The organism is Marinibium conchae, assembly GCF_015595035.1.
Lineage (GTDB): Bacteria > Pseudomonadota > Gammaproteobacteria > Enterobacterales > Alteromonadaceae > Glaciecola.
This window is the reverse complement of sequence record NZ_JADNRN010000001.1, coordinates 643,835-661,318: the sequence shown is the minus strand read 5'-3', so window position 1 is coordinate 661,318 and position 17,484 is coordinate 643,835. Positions and strand designations below refer to the sequence as shown.

Here is a 17,484-nt window from a genome sequence, read left to right as displayed (position 1 = left end):
AATTTACTTCATTGCCCTTTTGTTTTTTTGACTATCAAGGTCGTTGCTTATAAACAAATTTTATTTGTTCAAAGCGACTTAGAACTTATAGCTTAAACCAACTTGTAAGCGACGGTCATTGATAAAGCTTGAACGCTGATAACGTTGGCCGGCTGCATCAATTTGCGTCTCTGACTGGCTCTTCTCATCCGTAATGTTAGCAACCAATACGTTCAAGGTTAAGTTATCAGTAAAGCTGTATCTTACTGATGCATCAACAAAGCTCGTTCCTTTTTGGAAGATTGGGTTGCCCGTTACGAAGTCTCGATAAGAGTTCAAGTATTCAGAACGGTAGTTATATATCAGGCGAACCTCTAAGGCATCATCTTGATAAATACCAATCAAGTTACCAGTATGCTCAGATTGACCTAATAGGTTGTCTAAACCAAAGCGGAAGGTCGAATCAAATGAATCTGGAACACCATCATCGTTTGCATCCAAGAACTGCGGTGGCGGCGTGGCTGAAGCATCTACGAAGGTGTAGTTTGCTTGAAGACCAAAGTGCTGCCATAAGCCTGGTAGCTCAGTGAAGAAGTCTTGGTAAGCAATCTCAAACCCAGTGATATCAGCATCAGCTATGTTGTTGTTACCATTAAAGTTAAAGTTAACAGTTTGACCATCTAGCGTAATCTGGCTTTGTGGTACTGCACCGTACTGAATGATGTTTTTAATGTCTTTGTTAAACACACCAAAGGTAAAGAAACCATTCTCAAAATACCATTCATAAGAAATATCAAGGTTGATTGCTTCTGTTGCTTTAAGATCTGGATTACCACCGTTCACATTTAGGCGCTGTAGGCTAATATCTTGTGCGCCACGAGGAATACCAGCATTAGGATCATCGGCCGGAAGTGGATCAAACTCAACACGAGAGGTATTGGCAAATATCGTTTGATCAGCTCTTAAGTCTTGAATATTAGGGCGGGTAATGCCCTTACTAGCACCAAAACGGATCAACATATCGTCGTTCAGATTTAGCTTAATATTCAATGACGGTAGCCAATGGTCTTCGTCTACGTCCACAGTGCGCACCGAATCACCAGTTTCTAGGAATGCCGTAGTTTCTGGAAGGAAATCACGCTCAGAATCGCGAGACTCAGCTTCATCGGTGTACAGAGGATTAGTTAGCGTATCGTCGGCATCAGGTCCGAAAGGAGCATATCTCAGGAAGCCGTCAGACGACAATGAGGTTTTCACGTAACGTAGACCCAAATTACCTTCAATATACATACCGTTGTCGAAGTCTTGGCTAAACTTAGCCATTGCATATAAGTTAAACTGCTCCTCGACTACGTCCGAGATATCACCTGGTTGGTATATCTTGTTGAAGTTCTCATCTCTACGCGCATTCTCGCCGCCCATATTTAACATGCCGGCATCGTCGTATAAGTTAGTAAAACCAACAAACGGTGAGTATTGTGATTGTGCTAAGTCAGGCTCATTAATGATGAAATCATAGAATAGGTTAGGATCGCGTAAGAAGCGCTCATCAACGTAAACAAATGAAGTATTGTCGCCGCTAATAACGCCACCTCTGAAGAAGTCAGAAAAGTCTACTACTTCATGTATTTCGGTATCGAAAGCATCCAAAGGAGTAAGACCGCCACCTATCCATGGTTGACTCACACCACGCCAGTTAGTGCCAGCTTCTCTATTTAGTTGGTCACGCTCAGAATAACGTGTTCCCACTTTAACAGAGTCGAACCAACCCTCATCTTCAAATTCATATTCAGCATCTAGCTTAACTGCGAACAAGTCCCCTTCACCATCACGAAAACCGTCGTTAGCAAAAGGTAGGAAGTAACCGCCAGGATCATCTGTGTTTGTGGTAGGCGAATATGGGTTTTGAACATCACCACCATCTTGAACCTGATTAGGGTTGAAGCTATGACGTGGGTCAATGAAGAACTCAAGACGTGGGTCGTCGAGATCCGGACGTGTAAATACGTTCAAGTAGGTATTTGAACCAATCCATTGCTCTTGGAAAGACGCTTCAGCTGTCGTTCTGTGTGTATCAAATTCAACAAATAATTGATCCGTTGGACGCCACTTAAGGTTCAAACTTACATCGTCAGTTTTTGAGTATTCTTGTTTACCTATACCCAAGTTACTCACCTGCAAACCATATGCCCCAAACCATGAATCGCCACTATCAGAAACAATCCCCTGCTCCATTAAGCCGCCATCTATGGCTACAAGCTCGTCACAAGCGCCCACTGGTGATTCGTTATTACCATTACATGTGGCGATACCACCAGAAGTAAATGGTGAAACCACTAGCTCACTGAGTTCTGTTCGGCCGACGTTATTGGCGTCAGGAAACCATTCTGTTGTGCGCTCAATAGACTCAATATTGTTTTCAACAGTAACGTACTTGAAAAGCACTTCCATATCACTGTCGGCACTGCGCCATTGGCCTGCGAAGTATAGGCTATCACGATCACGGTCGACCTTATTGGTTCGCATTTGGAAACCAGGAACAATTGCAACGTTATCAGCGGCTTGTGATGGATCAGCGTAAGCATCGCTTGGGATGTTGGTGCGAGGATTTGGTGCACCACTCTGATAACCATTGATATCAGACGCTAATTCAGATGACGAAAAGGATGCTACAAAACCAAATTTGCCATTATCATTCGTGAAATTTTTACCGAAGATGCCACTGTAAGTTGGAGACCACTCTTCGCGTAAGTCTGTGTAGATAGTATCAACAGTAATAATACCCACACCGTCTTGATTATCGAAAGGCTCTAAGGTTTGCAAGTTAATCGTACCGCCAATACCGCCGTCAATTAGGTCGGCAGATTGGTTTTTATACACATCAACACGCCCAATGAGTTGTGGCGGCACAGCCGACCAGTCCAGAGCACGTCCGCCATTAGCAGAAAATGCATCTCTACCGTTGAATTCCGAGCGTATAAAACCGAGGCCTCGAATGAGGTTACCTGAACCCTCTGGTGAAGGAAAATCGCCTTCACTGCCACCTGAAGTAAATCGAGTCACGGTAAGACCTGGAATACGTGATAGTGCTTCAGCTACTGACAGATCTGGTAACGCAGACGCATCAGATGCAGTAATCGAATCAACAAAAGTTGACGCTTCACGTTTAATCTCCGCTGCACTAGCAAGTGCACCTCGGATACCTTTAATCTCGATAACTTCAGTTACGTCATCTGTAGCAGCCTCTTCGTCGGCTGTTTGAGCTAAAGCATGGTGACTTGTCGCTGCTGCTAGTAGAGCGGTTGTACCGTACATGGCTGCTCTTACTGAGGCGCTTAGAAAAGATTTTCTTTGCAAACGCATTGTGTTCTCCTTGTGAGATGTGTGCTGCACCAAAGGGCGCTAAATATTTCTTGTTGTGCTTTGTAGCGTAATGCTGAATAGTCATATAACTCGATGGTAGCGCTTTCTTCTAACCCGACACTTTTCCACAAATATGATATTCATTTACTGGTGACTGTCGAACACCAGTTACATATTATTAACATAATGTTAAAAGTGTTAATAATCCTTTTCGTTTTTTAGTAATATTTATCAATAGAGAAACAATATTTAGTAAAGCAAAATTTGTTAAAAATGCTTTAACAAAACAGGAAGAGGCGATAATCATGCATTTGTGTATTGTTGGCGGAGGTTCAGCAGGTTGGATGACTGCGGCGGGGCTTGCAAAAAAATTTGAAAACACCGCACTTACGATCACATTGGTTGAGTCAGAGGAAATCGGAACGGTTGGTGTGGGTGAGGCTACATTGCCACACATTCGGTTTTTTAACCAAACACTAGGAATCGATGAGCGCGACTTTATGCGGAAAACCAAGGCCACTTTTAAGCTTGGGATTGAATTTGTAAATTGGGGTCGAAAAGGTCAGCGATACATCCATCCTTTTGGCGATTTCGGCCCCCCTATTCAATCAATCGACTTTTACCAGCACTGGTTACATGCACAACAGCAAAACCAAGACGTAGGTGCACTAAGTGACTATGCCTATGGGATTGTTGCTGCCCAAAACAATAAATTTGCAATGCCCAAGGGTGATTCATCTGATATTACCAACGCCTTCGGTTATGCCTATCAATTCGACTCCATTCTCTATGCAAAATATCTAAGAGAATTTGCAGAAGAACGAGGAGTTAACAGAGTTGAAGGTAAAATCGTCAATACTAGCTTATGTGAGCAAAGCGGGAATATTCATACCCTAAGCCTCGAGAGTGGCCAATGTATTAGTGCCGACTTTTTCATTGATTGCTCGGGTTTTCGCGGCCTGTTAATCGAGCAAGCTTTGCACTCTGGATACCAAGATTGGTCGCGCTGGTTACCCGCAAATAGCGCGGTTGCCGTTCCCTGTGAAAGCGCGGGTGAACTTGGTCCCTACACACGGGCAACTGCACAAGATTCAGGTTGGATTTGGCGCATCCCTCTACAACACAGAACAGGCAATGGTTATGTATATTGCAACGACTTCATCAGCGACGACAATGCTAAAGACACCCTAATGGGTCAACTCGACGGCAAAGCGCTCTCGAGCCCTCGCCAGCTGCGATTTAAAACTGGCCGCCGCAATCAATTTTGGAAAAATAACGTGGTAGCGATTGGTTTATCGGCGGGCTTTCTAGAGCCTCTGGAATCAACATCTATCGATTTGATCCAATCGGGGATCACAAAGCTCATCGAGCTATTTCCTGAACTTGAGGATGCAAGCAAAACCACTGTAGCTGGCGAACCTTCAGCGTATAAGCTTAATCACTTTGATATGGATGAATATAATGCACAGATGAGCCTCGAGTATGAACGAATCAGAGACTTTTTGTTGTTGCACTATGTGGCAAATGAAAAAGACGATAGTCCGATGTGGCAATACTATAGAGAAATGGAGCTGCCTCAGAGTTTAGAGGATAAACTAGATGCTTGGCTGCACAGAGGGTATATTCAGCGCTATGAAATTGGCGCTTTTTTGCCCCCTAGTTGGGTTGCAGTGATGTTGGGGCAAAACTTAACACCTAAAAATGTTGACCCTAGGGTACAAAATACCGAGGCAAAATATAGCCTTGAAGTTGCGCGAAACATGCGAAAACGCATACATGAAGGAAGCCAGCAAGCGCAAAGTCATGCTAAATTTCTCGAACATTACCTCGGCCTGAACACTCTCGGGAATACGCAATAATGAAAATAGTCATCTATGGCAATAGTATTGCAGCCTATCTAAGCAGTATTGCATTAAGTAAAGCACTTGATGAGGGCAGCAAAGTAAGCTTAATTTTGCCAAAGGAGCAAAGTCAAAGCGATATGCTTTATGGTGGCTCTACCAGTCCTGATGCCTACGATTTCCATTTATCCTTGGGCATTAGCGAGCCTGAATTACTCTTAAAAACCAATTCAGCTTTCTCATTTGGCACTCATTACAGCAATTGGACCGATAAGCAGTTGCGATGGGTGCAAGCATTTAACTTACCCTTCCCTAGCCATTTTGGGGCGGAGTTTCATCAGATACTATTGCAGCAAAAAGAGAACTTGCAAGACTACCTTTTTGGCGCCCAAGCGAGTCTTCAGGGGCGCTTCGCTCATCCCCCTCAGAATAAACCAGCACTGCCGCTTTCTCGAGCTGAATATGCCTACCATTTTGACGCCGCTAGTATCGCTTCATTTCTAAGAGAACGTGTGAGCCAAAGCAAGGTAACCGTGCATTCAGCAGAGTTGGACTCGGTTGAACTGACGCAAAATAAAACCTCGGTGAAAAGCCTTAGATTGCACACGGGTGAAACCATCAATGCCGATTTTTTCATTGATTGCTCGGGCTCAGAAAGGAAAGTTATTGCGAAGCTTCAACAACATGCTGATTGTGCTTTTGAAGTGAAAAGCAACATGTACTTTTCCCTCGAAGATAGAGACATCGCTGAATCACCGAGGCCCTGCATCAGCGCAACAGGTCATCAATCGCATTGGCAGTGCGAAGTGCCTTTACAAAATAAACGACAACTACTACGTGTAAGTAGGCAAACCTTCGCTAACGCTGAAGCCTTTCAACTTGGCCATTCAGCAAAGGCTTGGCTTGGGAATTGTGTTGCCATTAGCCATGCGGCGGCACTGCTCAGCCCGCACAGCAATGCTTCCTACAGATTGTTGAAGCGTGACATAGAACGCTTGCTAGAACTCATCCCCATTCACTCTGACATGGATATGGAAAGAAAAGAGTATAATCGTCGCTACCTTCTCGATGTTGACCATGCTGGTATATTCTGCGACGCATTATTCGACACGCGTCAGAAGCTTGATAAAGATGAAATGCCAGCAACAGCGAGGGCACAAGACAACAGAGCAGATGCGCTTCTGAATCGCAAAATAGAGCAGTTTCTCAATAGAGGTCTATTGGTAAACTACGACTTGGAGCCTTTTAACCTCGAAGATTGGAGCATTATGCACTGCGGTATGCAACGTGAGCCACGGCGAAGAGATAGTTTATGCTCTAGCCTTAATCAAAATACGATAGCACTCGAACTGAACAAAATGAAAGAAGCTATAAGCATACTGGTGCCAAAGGTGCCCCCATGCGACGCATATACAGTTAAGTACAAAGAATATTTAAAGAAGAAGTCATGAAGCAGCCATCAGAACAAATCAGAAAAATAGTCATTGCAGGCGGAGGCACAGCTGGTTGGATGACGGCAGCCGCACTGTCGAGTATGCTCGATACAAAACACGTAGACATCACGCTGATTGAATCAGAAGAAATTGGCACTGTTGGTGTGGGTGAAGCAACGATCCCCGATATTAAAAACTTCAACCAGATGCTAGGAATTGAAGAGGCAGAATTTCTTCGGGCGACTAAGGGGACTTTTAAACTAGGAATAGAATTTAGCGACTGGGGTCAATTAGGTGATAAGTACTTCCACCCCTTTGGTGTACATGGCGTTGATATGAACGGTATCGACTTTCACCAATACTGGTTGCGCTTGCAACGAGCAGGGAATAATGAAGCAATCGAGCATTACAGCATGTGTGCCCTTGCAGCGAAAAAGATGAAGTTTGCACTCCCCAACAATGATGCCCGCTCCCCCCTATCTCAGATACGCTACGCTTATCATTTTGACGCCAGTGCTTATGCAGCTTACTTGCGCTCATACGCCGAAAAACGTGGGGTAAAGCGCATTGAAGGCAAGTTTAAGCAAATTATCGTTCATTCTGAATCAGGCAATCTCGACAGCTTAGTGCTTGGTGATGGCAGCTTAGTTAACGCTGATTTCTTTTTTGACTGCACGGGTTTTAAGTCGATGCTACTTGGAAAGGCGCTTGGCGTTCAATACAACGATTGGTCTCATTGGTTACCATGCAATAGCGCACAAGCAGTGCCGACTGAGCGTACCGGAGAATTATTGCCTTATACCAAGTCGATGGCAAAGAGCGCCGGTTGGCAATGGCGAATACCTACTCAACATCGAACAGGAAACGGCCATATTTACAGTACTGATTTCATCAGTGACGACGAAGCCAATGAAGTGTTGATGTCGGGGCTGGGCGCTAAACCCCTGGCCGACCCCAGAATAATCCGTTTCCAAACTGGGTGTAGAAAAGAGTTTTGGCATAAAAACTGTGTCGCTATTGGCTTATCCAGTGGTTTTTTAGAGCCTTTGGAATCAACGTCAATATTCTTGATTCAACAAGGTATAAGTCGATTTATATCGCTCTATCCAACACTGAATCCGTCGCCTAAAGTAGCGCAAGAATACAATCGTTTAATGACTCGAGAGTTCCATCAGGTACGCGACTTTATTATTTTGCACTACAAAGCAACTCAGCGCAGCGATTCTCGCTTTTGGCGATATTGTAGAGAGATGTCTATTCCAGATTCCTTACAACACAAAATGGATTTGTTTAAAACAGTTGGGCGCGTTTTTCGCGATGATCATGAGTTATTCACAATACCAAGCTGGGTCGCGGTAATGACGGGTCAGAATATGCAACCACTCACTGTAGATCCGCTTTTAGCTGATGTTCCAATAGGTGGTATCCAACATAGCTTGCAGTCGATGAATACGGCAATGAGCAGAACTGTTGAGCAAATGCCAAGTCATGCTGAGTTTATAAAACGCTATGCAAACGCTTTGTAAATCATCAATTTTGAAAAACTAACAAGCAGGAAATTCCAATGAACAGTATGGATATTCAAAAAATAGTAATCGTTGGCGGTGGCACTGCTGGTTGGATGGCAGCTGCAGCAATGTCTAGATTACTCGATAAGCAAAAAATTAGTATCCACTTGATTGAGTCAGAAGCTATCGGCACGGTTGGTGTTGGTGAAGCGACTATTCCTCACATTCTTTATTTTAACCGCTTGTTAGGTATCGATGAAAACAGTTTTATTAAACAAACTAATGCCACCTTTAAACTGGGCATCGAATTTGTTAACTGGGGTAGCATTGGCGAATCGTACATACACCCTTTTGGCCCCTACGGCATGGACATGGAAGGTGTTCATTTTCACCACATGTGGTTGCGCCAGCAAAAATTGGGCAGTGCTAAGCCTATTGGCGATTTCAACTTGCAAATTTTAGCTGCCAAAGCCGGTAAGTTTATGCGTGCAAAACCCGATATGAAAGGTAGTCCACTGGCGACAATTGCCTATGCATTTCAATTTGATGCAACACTGTACGCCGCCTTCTTACGCGAATTTGCGGAAGGAAGAGGCGTTGTGCGCACAGAGGGCAAAATTTCATCGGTACAACAAGACAACAAAAGTGGCCATATTCAGTCAGTAAGCCTTGATAGCGGTGAATCTATTGACGGCGATTTGTTTATCGATTGCTCAGGTTTTAAGGGCTTGCTCATTGAAGAAACCTTAAAAACTGGTTACGACGATTGGTCACATTATTTACCATGTGATAGCGCTGTTACTCGATTAAGCGAGCGTATGAAAGTACTGCCCCCCTACACAAGAGCTACAGCAAAAGAAGCTGGGTGGCAATGGCGAATACCATTACAATCGCGCACAGGAAATGGTTATGTGTATTCTAGCCAATTTTTAAGTGACAGCCGTGCCATGGATAGCCTCAGCGAAGACCTCGATACTAGCCCCATTTCAGAGCCGCGCCAGTTAAAGTTTACAACCGGCATTCGAAAACAACCTTGGAACAAAAATGTGGTTGCGATTGGGCTTTCATCTGGCTTTCTGGAGCCGCTTGAATCAACGTCCATTCACTTGATACAAACAGCGATTGCCAGGTTAATGACTAATTTCCCTGACAAGTCGTTTAATCAACCCGACATTGACTACTACAATGAAAAGACAAGACTTGAATATGAACAAGTACGCGATTTCTTAATATTGCATTACAAGGCGACCAAACGCGACGATAGTCCTTTTTGGAATTACGTTAGAGAAATGGATATTCCTTTATCATTAGAAAAGCGTATTGCGATATACAAAGAGAATGCACGTTTATATCGTGAGGATCAGGAACTATTCAATCATGTAAGTTGGCTTGCAGTCTTTAACGGCCAAGGCATTCATCCGAAGCGTCATCACCCGGTGGCAAATTTGCTACAGGAAGAGGAAATGGAGCGCAGAATGTCAGAAATACATAGCGTAACGCAAAAGTGCTTGAATGTTATGCCAAGCCATGAAGAGTTTTTAGCGAGTATAAAATAGCTTACACCTTGTATTTTGAGCTTATTTATCACACTATATTTGGGAAAGCGTCGGCCCTTAGTTCAACTGGATAGAACGTCTGCCTCCTAAGCGGAAAATAGGGGTTCGAGTCCCTTAGGGCCGGCCATTTTTTGGGCGATTTTGACTTGAACTTTTGTGACAACTTTCAGCACCAAAGGTTGGCTTACTTACTCACCTGTAAATATTTCACAAATTTCCTCATCACCACAAATACGTAAACGCGAAACTACCCTCAAATAAAGCCATGACGATGTTTAGTACATAGTGTTAGCAATAAACGACGGCCATTACTCATCAAATATATTTACCCATACAGCAATAATAGACCATTTACCATTTATACGTTCATATCTATATATTCCCCCTTCTACATTAGCAAACTCTTGATTAAGCCCCAATTCAGTTGTTTTGCCATGCTCAAAAACATAGCTCAAAATAAGCCCCTCAATTAACCCGCTATCAGCTTTAAAATACCTTTGTGTTACGATCATATAGACTTCCTCGGGATTTTTTTTACCAAATGAAACACTGGTTAGCCCAGCTTCGTGCATCAAACTGCAATACTTGTCAATGACATTTGAGGGTTCCCGACGCTCTTTGCTAAGTGATACTTTGCAAAGAAGCGTATGCAATTCTATACTTTCGTTTTTACTGTACATGAGTTCAGACATTTCATTAATTTCACTGATATTCTCTAAGATTTTTAGCGAATCTTGTTTAATAGTTTTTTCAACAAGTTTGGTTTTTTCAGCCTCAGCTATATGCTTTCCACATGCATATAAAAAAAATAACAAACTAACGCATGACAACACTTTTACATAAACTTTCATCATTGCTCCCTAAATTAGTGTTAAGTGAAAATGAATTATTGTTCGTACCCAAATTTATGCGTTGGTCCTTTGCCATTCTCTAGACAAAAAGTACCCATCTTCCATACAAACAAAGCTATTGCCACCTTTGCCTGCACCACCGAGAGAACGATACGCAAACGATTTTACTATGCAACAAGACTTCAACTTTGGGGCCTAGTCTACCTTTACGACAAGAGTGAAAGATACACACGCTACACAAAACTGACACAAATCAACATTTCAATAAACTGAGCTAGTCTAAAAGACAACTGTCACAAGGAGTAGCACGTAGCTTTTATTCGTCTTATACTCCTATCGAGAGAATTTTTGCTAGAGCGGCCAACGCATGTTGCTAAAATGCGGTGTAGCTCAACAATTGATAAATACAGGACGTATTATGAGTGTAAATGAACGCAAAATTTTAGAAGCTTTGGAATCTTCCGGTAAAGAAGGTCGAGGAGTAATTTCACTTTCCTTAGAAACTGGTTACTCCCAATCAGTTTTACGACGCTTTTTTAAGAAACATAAACAATTCTGCGTCCCATTAAACGGACAAACCAAATATAAATTGAGTCAATTCACTAACGAACGAGGCTCAGTTGATGAGATGGTGGCGACAATCGAACGGCACAAAACTGAAGCGCGAGTGTCTGCGTCTTTCAGCTACGGTTTGCTTGCTGGATTGTTCATAGCAAATATTGGTAACTTTATTGATGTATTTTTTTGAGCAAGGTACACAACTCGCTCGCTTGGGCAATAGTTAGTTGACTGACAAAGATAAAGTTAATGGCTGTTCAAAATTCACGGAATGGGTGAAGCATTTATCAAACAGCATTGCTGAAGCGGTGTATAACTAATAAATAAAGTAGAGCAAAACAAGAGCCGCTTTATGCAGCCCCATGTAGACCTAAGGATAGACTATGGATAAGCACAAATTTCGATTGACTTGGATGTTTCTTGCTTACGGCCTGATTTCCAGCACTGTAATGGGGTTTGGTTTACCAAACTTAATTACTGCGTTTTCTGAAACCAACGAGATTTTTCACGGGGAGTCCGGACTCACCTTCCTTCAATCAGTAGCACTTATCGTAGTGTGCCTACCATCAGTCATGGCGTTGCTAGCGGGAATTTGTGGCGTAATAAAAAGGGACATTATTAGCAGGGTAGCCCTAGTAGCATGTATTCTTTTGTTACTTTCTTTTCCAGTCGGTACTGCAATTGGCGCTTACTATTTGTGGTATAGATTTCCTAGGAAGGTTTACATTATTAGGTAGCAATGAAAATTTTAATACTGGCAGGTTGTATCGGGATTGTACTTTCTTTACTTCTGATCTTTAGCGCAAAATTTACACGCTTTGATAGGGATGTGAGCTTTTACCCTTCAATACTTATTTTTATTGCTAGCTTTTATATCTTGTTTGCAGTCATGGCTGGCCATTCAATTGTAAGAGAGACATCTATTGCTTTTGTCTTTATACTTTTTGCTCTGTATGGGGCTTATAAGTCTTTATTTGTTGTAGGTTTGGCCATTGCGCTGCATGGTGTATATGATATTTTGCATTATCTTCAGTTTACAGAAACCGTAGCGCCATCTTGGTGGGCACCCTTTTGTGCAGCAGTAGACTTTGTCGTTGGTATTTGGGTAATGTACTTATCCAAAAAGCAGGTCGTTTAGGTTAAAGTCCATGTCATCTAACAAAGAAATGACTTATTCTTTCGATATCTATGCAGAAGCAATACCTGATGACGCACTGGATAAGCATGTGAAACTAGGCGGTGAAACGTTTATGAAAAACTGGATGCAATACAAAAAGGAGAGACTTATCAAATATCTATCATTAGCACTAATCATTACATTATCAGGCTGTGCCGTCAGCCAAAAAGAAATGCCCGAGCCAAAGGTTGTTACTGAAACCAAGTTAGTAACTGTTGAAAAAGAATATACACCTCAACTTTGGTCGCATCATAAAACATTAAAGGAAACGCCCGAGGTATGCGCTATGAAAGGCGAATCTATTCTTAACTCCTTGGGGTTTAAATCAGTAGTTAAAAACGGAAATTACGTTTATGGCAACTTCAATAATAATCGCGCCGCTATAAAGTGTGTCAAAGTGAGTAAGCAAACTTTTGTATACACGGCTGTTGCAGGAGCGGATGTTAAGCTAGTTGAAAAATTAAGAAATGAGATTGCTTCGAAGTTATAATTGCTCTTCGGTAAATTACTCAATAGGCCAATAATAATATCTGTAAGTTCATATTTGTCGCAAAAACAGATATACTATGCGCCTTAGTGAATCGCTTTGTGTCCAAACACCATAAAGAAATAGCTAAGTATGTAATCAAAACCATCGAACAATATCAAACCAACACATATCCAAGGAGAGGAATATGAAACCAAGACTATTTGGATTAGTCACTATTTATCTTTCTACCATCATGTTCAGCTTCGCAGCTGAGTCAAAAGTATTTATATCTGAATCAAGGCAAGTCCTTCCTGAATTTGAATGGAATAGAGAGATCATTGCCGGCATAAATGTCAAGATAAAGTGTGAAATTGAAAACAGTGAAGGTGCTCTTAACGTAATTTTAATTGCTGAACGCAGCTATAAAGCGCTTATGTCAGGCGATAGTGAGAACATGAAAAACGAAGACCTTATTTTTTATAAGGAGTCAACTACTGGCAAAGTTCAAGCCGTAATAAAGCCACCTAGAATAGGTAGTTATTGGTTTATCTTGAAAAACGAAGCAAAAGCAAGCTCAAAAATCACGCTTAAGTGTTCAAATATCTAGCAAATCAAACTTCAAAAATAGAGCAAAAGGATTTTAAAATGAAACTGGGACTATTCATACTTATCGCTATCTGGCTGGTCTCAGCTTGTGGCGGCGACTCAGACAGTACCACGCCGGAAAGTGACGTAAGTGCACCGCTACCTCCTCCACCAACCAATGTATCTTTGCAAGTTTCCGGTACGCTATCGTCAGCAAATATGGCGAATGCAATACTAACAGCCAGTGTTGGCTCAAGCCGATTTGAAACAAGCGCCGATGAACAAGGTAATTATACTTTCGACATTGAGGTTAACGAAGGCGAACAGAACAACATACTGATACTAGACGCTGTCGGTATTGGCTCTAATCAGCAAATTCATTACAAAACTTACGTAGATTCAATTGAGAACCTCCTTGCTATTGGCAGCAGTATTAACGACTCAGATCAACCATCACTGAAAATTTCATCGCTACATACTGTTCTTTCCGCTCTAATAAGTTACGAAAATGAGATAAGCGACGCAGAGTCACTCTCTCGTGCTAGACAGAAATATGACCGAGCATTGATCGCGCCATTGTCGGTAATGCTAGGCTATTTTACTGGAACCGTTAATGGACAAGTGGCTGAGTTACCTGAAGGAGTGGAAACAACATGGGACTTAGTTTCAAATAGAGAGCTCGCTATTTCAACATCGCTCGCTTTGGGCGTAGCGAACACAACAGAGTTTGAAGAATCGATTCTGTCTCTCGTTACCAACCCAGAAGCGCCTAGCTTGCCTGCATTAGACGCATTAATCACAAATTATTACTTTGTGGGTCTCGACAACTATGACGGAAATGGAAAACTTGAACTATTCGAAGATGGCACTGGTTTGCTAACACTCTCAGCTTTTGAGTATTCAGTCATTTGGGACCTTCAAAGCAATGCATTAAATTTAGCGCTTGAAGGGCCTTCTAGTCTCAATTACATTGGTGGCTTTTTATGTGATGCGTTCGCCACAAATGCGAGTGTCGGATTCCTCAATGAGTCAAAAGAAAGCATGGTTCTAGGCGCAGTATTTACCTATGAGCGCATTTGTGCAGACAACCCATCTCTGAACGAAATATCAACATCCTTCAGACAATTTGAAGTGGTAAAAGAACAAAACCTTTTAGAGCCAACTTGGTTAACTGCTGGCGAATATACCCTGCAAACCCCAAATGTATGGATAAACCGTTTATCGACTGAGCTTCAAGGAGCCGTTAGAAATTTTTCAAATTTAACGACTCTTTCCGTAAGGGACGGTAACAGCTTTACTCTTCGACGCGCAATAGACTTCTCAATTGATAACGAAGTGATTTATAAAGAGTATCAGGGCATCTATTCAGTTGACCAAAAATTGCTAACTTTTAGCCTTGAAGACGAGGAAACACTTGAATTCAATATTGCCAAACTGTTAGATGAGGGGCTGGCTGTGCTCTCTCTTTCCGGAACCGAAATTAGTGTTTCGAATGATACTTCTATGCCAAGCGCAGATGTTGATGTGGAATCGAAACAGAGAGTACAGAAAAGCGCCCTCATCTTAAAAAATACAGCTACGAGCTTTGCCCAAAGCGGTATTGTTGGATGGTATGAAAGTAGCTATATTTCGTGGCCATCAAAAAAGGCGGTATGGTACGAATATAAACCAAATGGAAGCGTAATCACCTACACATGGGTTGACATAAATGACGATGGTAAAATTCAAGCGACGCCAGATGCTAACAATAATCCGTCAGAAATAACCACTTACACACGTTATTGGCGCATCAATGAAGAAGGCGATGTTGAACATAAACTCTTCTTCCCAATATATAGAGGTAATGAGGCTGCATGCGTAAACGCTAGTTTTGATTCATTTCCTGAGTCGGACTGTTATATTAGAGAAAGTCGCAAAATCAGTTTACTAAATACTATAGAGAATCAAGTCCATTATTCCAATAACTATCAACGCTATATTTTTAACGGAATAACAACCCAAACAGAGCTAAACGCACTGAGCCTTGAGAGTTTTATCAAGCTCGACTCAAAACCCACTTTACTTCAGGAAGCTGGTCTGTAGTGAGTTAAAAAAACTGAAATTGGAAAGGTATAGCTAGTTCACCGAACAGTACCGTATCCGAGCAACAAAAAACCAACACACAGAACGAGGAAGAAAAAGGCTTTCGAAAGTGCTGTTACTAGCTATGTGAAAATGGCATATTGTGACTATGGCTACTAGCCTTTTTAGCACACAACCGTTTAACACGAGAGAGGTAAAGGAATGGATTTCACTCAGTCTCAACAAGATATGAATGCCTCTTACGTAGGCGGTGCTACAGGTGTCCTTGCATCTGGTTTAATATGGCTTTGCGCTGCTATCATCGCTATGACAGTCACCGAAAAGGCATCAATGGCCGCATTGTTTGTAGGAGGAATGTTCATATTTCCTCTCTCAATAGTATTTTCCAAGTTGTTGTCGGCTTCAGGCAAGCACTCCTCGCAGAATTTATTGAGACATCTCGCTTTAGAAACACTCCCCATATTATTTGTAGGTTTGCTTATTGCCTTCTACGTGGCTCAGATCAAAGTCGAATTATTTTTTCCAATAATGCTAATGGTGATAGGTGCTCGTTATTTTGCCTTCCAAACAATGTACTCGTTAAAAGCATACTGGTTACTTGGTGCTCTACTGGTAATCGCCGGGGTGATTAGTGCAAGCTTAAGTTTACCTTTCGTCTTTGGTGCGTTTGCAGGAGGAATTATCGAAGTCGTTTTCGCAATTATTCTTTTTAAACAAAGTAAAGCTACATAAATCTTTTATAAGACTTAATAAATTACGAGAATGCTAGTTTTTATAGTGAGCTTTATCTTTCCAATCTGGCTTACGCTCTCGTTGAAATATCAAGTTGGTTCTGTGAGTCTATGCGGTTGTAATCACCAGTGCGCAGGCGCGTTTATTGCGAAGATAAATCCTTTTGCCTATACTACTATTAATTTCAACGGATACGCTCGGAACTTACTACTATGTTTCTCCTGCCTCCTGTGCGTTACCTTAAATAAGGATATTAAAGGTGTTCAATTTCAAAACCAAAGGCTTGCCTAGTTGTATTTTGACTCTGATAGTTTGCATGTTATTGCCTGTAAAGTCAGTGTTTGCTCAAAAAGACCCCAGTATCTGGGTTGTTTTTGATGCTTCCTCCTCAATGAAAAGCTCACAGGCAGTCATCGCTGACATGCTGAAACAAATTGAGAGAAATCTTGAGCATAATAGCAACTTGGTTGACAATGCGAAGCTCGTATCATTTCGCGATATTGTTATTGATGAAGAAGCCGGCACCTTGAGCCAAGTGAGATCGAGGCTTACGGAGACCAAATTGATTTCATCATCTGAAGACGTGTTGTCTGCCCTTCAATTGATCGCCAGCACACCCGAGCTAAACGAAGCTATCGTGTTGATATTCTCAGATGGTAAAAATACGCTTTTAGAAAACTCAGATACAGCTGAATTGATGCAACAGTTAAGAAATCGACGTTCTGAGTTTCACGCCTTCATCCCCTTTCCTGCTTGGTGCGATAATAGTCTTGCATTTGCAGTTGATCGCAACAACATGACCTTGGGCCAAGATTCAAGCATGCAAAAATGTGACACCCTACGTTTTTTGAAAGGAAAACGTTTTGGCAAAAAGCCTGAAGAAAGTAAGCTATCTAGCTTAGCTTTTGAAACCGGTGGTTTGGTTTGGCCTATCTACAACTTTGACCTTACCGGTTTAGCACATGAACGCGCGCCTAAAAATTTTGTGGATAAAGCAGCAACAAAATTAGCAGAAATCATTGAAGATAAAGGCGGCAAATCGCTGTTTGCAAACGTGAAATATGATAACGCGACCTATGTGGGGAAAACGGTATTTTTTGAAGTAACATCAAGCGAGAGTGCTGAAGGTTTTGGCGATGTTACTAGCTGGGAATGGGATTATAACGGTGATGGTGAAGTAGATGACGTGGGGACCTTCGTGCAAACGTCATTTAGCCAAGTGGGTGAAAATTATGTTTCTCTCATCCTTTCAAATAGTGATACACCGGCAGTGTCACGCACGATCAGGCTGCCAATTCAGATAGGCGAGTGAAAACGCGTCTAATACTGTTGCTGTGTTGCAATAAAAAG

General features: G+C 42.1%; 13 protein-coding genes and 1 tRNA gene. 12 read left to right on the top strand and 2 right to left on the bottom strand.

The window, feature by feature from the left end; all coding sequences use genetic code 11:
- Window positions 1–78 precede the first annotated feature (78 nt).
- Window positions 79–3,342, bottom strand: a complete 3,264-nt coding sequence (locus ISG33_RS02730; protein WP_195732019.1) for a TonB-dependent receptor — start codon at window positions 3,340–3,342, stop codon at window positions 79–81.
- Between the two features lie 305 nt (window positions 3,343–3,647).
- Between ISG33_RS02730 and ISG33_RS02725 the strand changes: the two genes are divergently transcribed.
- The 5 genes from ISG33_RS02725 (at window position 3,648) to ISG33_RS02705 (ending at window position 9,807) form a co-directional block, all read left to right on the top strand.
- A complete protein-coding gene (locus ISG33_RS02725; protein WP_195732018.1) occupies window positions 3,648–5,201 on the top strand; it encodes a tryptophan halogenase family protein in 1,554 nt (517 codons plus the stop codon).
- Complete coding sequence (locus ISG33_RS02720) at window positions 5,201–6,634, top strand: tryptophan 7-halogenase (protein ID WP_195732017.1); 1,434 nt, start codon at window positions 5,201–5,203, stop codon at window positions 6,632–6,634. The genes ISG33_RS02725 and ISG33_RS02720 overlap by 1 nt, the downstream gene beginning before the upstream one ends.
- On the top strand, window positions 6,631–8,142 hold the full coding sequence (locus tag ISG33_RS02715) for a tryptophan halogenase family protein (protein ID WP_195732016.1): 1,512 nt from the start codon (window positions 6,631–6,633) through the stop codon (window positions 8,140–8,142). The genes ISG33_RS02720 and ISG33_RS02715 overlap by 4 nt, the downstream gene beginning before the upstream one ends.
- 38 nt (window positions 8,143–8,180) lie before the next feature.
- On the top strand, window positions 8,181–9,680 hold the full coding sequence (locus ISG33_RS02710; RefSeq protein ID WP_195732015.1) for a tryptophan halogenase family protein: 1,500 nt from the start codon (window positions 8,181–8,183) through the stop codon (window positions 9,678–9,680).
- Between the two features lie 51 nt (window positions 9,681–9,731).
- Window positions 9,732–9,807: transfer RNA gene (locus ISG33_RS02705), tRNA-Arg, on the top strand.
- Window positions 9,808–9,988: 181 nt separating this feature from the next.
- Here ISG33_RS02705 and ISG33_RS02700 read toward each other — a convergent pair.
- Complete coding sequence (locus ISG33_RS02700; protein WP_195732014.1) at window positions 9,989–10,534, bottom strand: hypothetical protein; 546 nt, start codon at window positions 10,532–10,534, stop codon at window positions 9,989–9,991.
- Between the two features lie 415 nt (window positions 10,535–10,949).
- On the opposite strand from ISG33_RS02700, the gene ISG33_RS02695 reads away from it, so the two are divergent.
- The 7 genes from ISG33_RS02695 to ISG33_RS02665 all read left to right on the top strand — a co-directional run bounded on the left by ISG33_RS02695 (window position 10,950) and on the right by ISG33_RS02665 (window position 17,446).
- On the top strand, window positions 10,950–11,279 hold the full coding sequence (locus ISG33_RS02695) for a hypothetical protein (protein ID WP_195732013.1): 330 nt from the start codon (window positions 10,950–10,952) through the stop codon (window positions 11,277–11,279).
- Between the two features lie 549 nt (window positions 11,280–11,828).
- The gene (locus ISG33_RS02690) at window positions 11,829–12,227 is read left to right on the top strand and encodes a DUF6010 family protein (RefSeq protein ID WP_195732012.1); all 399 of its coding nucleotides are present in this window, start codon (window positions 11,829–11,831) and stop codon (window positions 12,225–12,227) included.
- Between the two features lie 10 nt (window positions 12,228–12,237).
- Window positions 12,238–12,756, top strand: a complete 519-nt coding sequence (locus tag ISG33_RS02685) for a hypothetical protein (protein WP_229333428.1) — start codon at window positions 12,238–12,240, stop codon at window positions 12,754–12,756.
- Window positions 12,757–12,940: 184 nt separating this feature from the next.
- Window positions 12,941–13,342, top strand: a complete 402-nt coding sequence (locus ISG33_RS02680; RefSeq protein ID WP_195732011.1) for a hypothetical protein — start codon at window positions 12,941–12,943, stop codon at window positions 13,340–13,342.
- 38 nt (window positions 13,343–13,380) lie between these two features.
- Window positions 13,381–15,402, top strand: coding sequence for a hypothetical protein (locus ISG33_RS02675; protein WP_195732010.1), 2,022 nt, complete (start codon window positions 13,381–13,383; stop codon window positions 15,400–15,402).
- 201 nt (window positions 15,403–15,603) lie between these two features.
- Window positions 15,604–16,134 carry a DUF7010 family protein gene (locus tag ISG33_RS02670; RefSeq protein ID WP_195732009.1) on the top strand — a complete coding sequence of 177 codons (531 nt, stop codon included), beginning with the start codon at window positions 15,604–15,606 and terminating at the stop codon, window positions 16,132–16,134.
- 259 nt (window positions 16,135–16,393) lie between these two features.
- Entirely contained in the window at window positions 16,394–17,446 is a 1,053-nt protein-coding gene (locus ISG33_RS02665; RefSeq protein WP_195732008.1) for a hypothetical protein, read from the top strand.
- Window positions 17,447–17,484 lie beyond the last annotated feature (38 nt).